Here is a 3045-nt window from a genome sequence, read left to right as displayed (position 1 = left end):
GTCTGGATGAACTTCATCACCTTTCCTGCAAGCTCCACGGCCTCCTCGGAATTATAGGGGATGCCTAATCGGATGAGCATGTCAGCCCAGCCCATAACGCCCAGCCCTATCTTCCTGTTCGCCTTTGTCATCTCATCGATGACCGGAAGGGGATACTTGTTTACGTCTATTACGTTGTCGAGGAAGTGCACGGCATTCCACGCCGTATTCTTAAGCAGACTCCAGTCCACTTCCGAATCCTCAGTCACCATTTTCGCAAGGTTTATGGAGCCGAGATTGCACGACTCGTTGGGAAGAAGAGGCTGCTCCCCGCAAGGGTTTGTTGATTCGATCTCCCCGACATGGGGCGTTGGGTTTGCCGCATTGATCCTGTCGAGGAAGACAATGCCGGGCTCCCCGTTTTTCCATGCCTGAGCCACAACAGCGTTGAACACGTCTCTTGCCTTAAGCATTCCTGCAACTTTTTTTGTGCGCGGATTGACAAGGTCGTATTCCCCATCTGTCTCCAAAGCCTTCATGAACTCCTCGGTGAGGCCGACAGAGATGTTGAAGTTATTGAAAGTCTTACTATCGTCCTTGCACTTAATGAAGGTCATGATGTCGGGATGATCCACCCTCAGAAGTCCCATGTTTGCGCCACGGCGTGTCCCTCCCTGCTTCACCGTATCGGTTGCCTGGTTGAACACTGCCATAAACGAAATGGGTCCCGAGGATACTCCCTTTGTGGAGCCAACGACATCGCCTCTGGGTCTCAGTCTCGAAAAACTGAATCCCGTTCCTCCCCCTGTCTTGTGGATGATGGCCGCATACTTTACCGCGTCGAATATCTCTTCCATTGAATCGCCAACAGGGAGGACGAAACAGGCGCTCAGTTGACCGAGGCGTTTTCCCGCATTCATGAGCGTGGGGCTGTTTGGGAGAAATAGAAGTGAGGTCATCATGTCGTAGAACTGCTCTTCCGTCTCTTCCGCCTCGGCAGATGTCTTGCCATAGCGCAGGTCCCCAGAGGCCACGGTCCTCGCTACTCTCCGGAAGAGTTCCTCGCACGTCTCGATGATGAGCCCTTGTTCGTTCCTCGTGAGGTATCTCTTTTCGAGAACCTTGAAGGCGTTCCGAGAGAGGGGAAGTTTGCCTCCCAAATCGATTTCGACTGTTTTACCGCCGACCTCTCCGACAGAAATGTCTAATGCGATCTCGGAACGGCCATCTCCGGCAGCTTCTTCTGTAGAGCTTTTCTGCATAGCTCTCACCTCCTTTCCGAATTTCGTAACTTTGCTTCTATGCATTGCTGCAGGTCCCTGGCGGTCACTCTCACTTCGGAGTCTTCCTACACTTTTTCTGCATGTCTCAGTAGGAATAGGAAACAGGCAGAGTCCGGATACCGGATACCAGGACACACTCCTTGGCCTTTCTTACTAAATATTACATAGATAACAGGAAAGACAGCAGAATGGTAGGTGATAAATCTACACTGACAAGGGGTGGGCGAAAGGTGCACTATCGGATCACAGCAGGGACTTCTTTCTAATTTCTCCGCCAATAGAAGTATCTAAATTGACCTCCCAGACCTCACTTTTTTTCATGGGCATTCTGTATCGGACGACCACAGGTGTTTAACAAGCCGTGACGTGGTGTGCTTCACCCATCCCCAGCGCCGGCCCGAAGTTTTCCCTCCACAGCGAAAATACTTCCTCAGAAACCGAGAGACCTTGCTGAAATGTGACTCAACAAGGTCTCTCGCAAGTAAATTATTTCTATTTCACTTTGTCTATGAACGCTTTTGCCGCTGCAAGATAGTCCTTGACGGCGTGAACATGCAATATGTCAGCACGATAATACCCCGCTATGTGTAGCGCATCATATAGCTGATCGAACTCCTTCATTAATTTGCCGTTGTGGACGCCGAAGTGTTTCTTTAGGGCTTTCTGGTACTCTTCCACCTTTTTAGGCAATTCTTTCTTGATGTACCCGCGGGCAAGGAGTGCTTCGTTGATCGCTTCCAAAAGCGCGAGATATGCAGTGCCAAATGCCTCACGAACAGGCTTCTTGTCAGCATAAAACTTGCCTTCTATCGGAGCGGTCTTAAGTATCTCCCTTGCATTTGTCAGATATCGTATAGCCTCTCTCAAATTATCACTCCTTTCCGTAATCTTACATTACCATAAACAACTCAAAAAATCTCCCAACTTAGCCATGCCGTGACAAATAGATCTTCCTCATAAGGAGTCTCTCTTTATTTGGAGCCACAGAACATGCATGGTCTGCCAGACGCTATTTTCCGGCAGGTCCTCGATGAGACACCCTAATGCTGAACCATAAAAGGAACCCCGAAGGCGCTACCTCTCAGGAAATTGAGATCAATGCCTCATAATTCCCACTCTTTGCTCTACAGACTGCTTTCCAAGCTATTTCCACATACGCTCATCGAGTGTAAAAGGCTGTGGCTTACCGATCCGCATCCTTTTAAAATCGCCGTGGTTTGGGTTAAGAAGAAGGTTGTACTCCTCCTGAACAATCGCGGAGGGCACACGCAGTACCGCCGAGGATCCCTTTTGCACCCATTCCGTCCCGATATCTTTCGTCGAATTCGATGGAGGCGATATTCTCCAGTCAAAGTTTAAATCCTTAATGGAAATTTCGATTATTTTCAGGTGCGACGGAATCTCAACGGGAATTGCAAGGAGTGATTTGGTGAGCTTTATATCTTTCCTCGTGAAGTGAACAAACAGCTCTAAGGCTGCCAGCGAGAGAGTTTCCCTGACATAGACAACAGGTGTCCCGACGTGGTTCCAACGGCCGCCGCCAAGCCGTGCCCCCTCTCCCGTAAAGGCATCGGCCAACCGTTTTTTCCGTACGATTCGCCATGCCCTCCTCACGAAATGACTCCGTAGTCAATACGTATAAGCAACTCCTCGACCTCGCGGACACCAGCATCCGTCTGAAGCATGTCAAACGGAACGCGACCATCAAGACCATACTGGGGGCTGTTCAACCACTCAAGCGCTTCCTTCTTGCCCTCAAATACATCCTCGGCAAGCGCTACAA

The 3045-nt window shown here is 49.9% G+C and carries 3 protein-coding genes; all 3 read right to left on the bottom strand.

Annotation, left to right across the window (positions count from 1 at the left end; genetic code table 11):
* The coding region (locus VMT62_13585; protein ID HVN97456.1) for an adenosylcobalamin-dependent ribonucleoside-diphosphate reductase at positions 1-1241 on the bottom strand (1241 nt) is incomplete at its 3' end.
* Positions 1242-1754: 513 nt separating this feature from the next.
* A complete protein-coding gene (locus tag VMT62_13580) occupies positions 1755-2129 on the bottom strand; it encodes a DUF5618 family protein (protein ID HVN97455.1) in 375 nt (124 codons plus the stop codon).
* Between the two features lie 276 nt (positions 2130-2405).
* Positions 2406-2876, bottom strand: a complete 471-nt coding sequence (locus VMT62_13575) for an RES family NAD+ phosphorylase (GenBank protein ID HVN97454.1) — start codon at positions 2874-2876, stop codon at positions 2406-2408.
* Positions 2877-3045 lie beyond the last annotated feature (169 nt).

The sequence above is a fragment of the Syntrophorhabdaceae bacterium genome, from assembly GCA_035541755.1.
GTDB lineage: Bacteria > Desulfobacterota > Syntrophorhabdia > Syntrophorhabdales > Syntrophorhabdaceae > PNOF01.
The sequence above is the reverse complement of the archived record's forward strand: the minus strand, read 5'-3'. Positions and strand labels throughout refer to the sequence as shown.